This window comes from Mesorhizobium sp. M2E.F.Ca.ET.209.01.1.1 (genome assembly GCF_004010375.2).
Taxonomy (GTDB): Bacteria; Pseudomonadota; Alphaproteobacteria; order Rhizobiales; family Rhizobiaceae; genus Mesorhizobium.
In genome coordinates this window covers 1-283 of sequence record NZ_SADP02001303.1, presented here as the reverse complement: position 1 = coordinate 283, position 283 = coordinate 1, and the positions used below count along the sequence as shown (strand labels likewise).

The following is a 283-nucleotide window of genomic DNA, read 5'->3' as shown; positions in this document are numbered from 1 at the left end:
TTGGCAATTGCAACCATGCACGATCGCGTCGAACGCGCCGTCGAGCGCAAGCTGCAGCAGGTCGCCGCGAATCGTCCGCATCAAGCCAATTCCCTCAGCCAAGCACATCCGTAGCCTTGTGCGGATGCTCGACGCCGTCAACGAAGATCACGTCGGATTGGGAATTGTCGGTGCGCAATGCGAGGATCTCCTGGTAGGGGCGCGACCGGTACCAGTCCCGCACACGCTGCCCGTCCGGGAATTCGATGACGATCAGATGCCCAGGCCAGACGTTTTCGACGAC

At 61.1% G+C, this 283-nt stretch carries 1 protein-coding gene; it reads right to left on the bottom strand.

What is annotated here, in order from left to right; all coding sequences use genetic code 11:
• Positions 1–94: 94 nt before the first annotated feature.
• A partial coding sequence (locus EN852_RS40155) for a DUF1330 domain-containing protein (RefSeq protein WP_135880003.1) occupies positions 95–283 on the bottom strand: 189 nt, incomplete at its 5' end.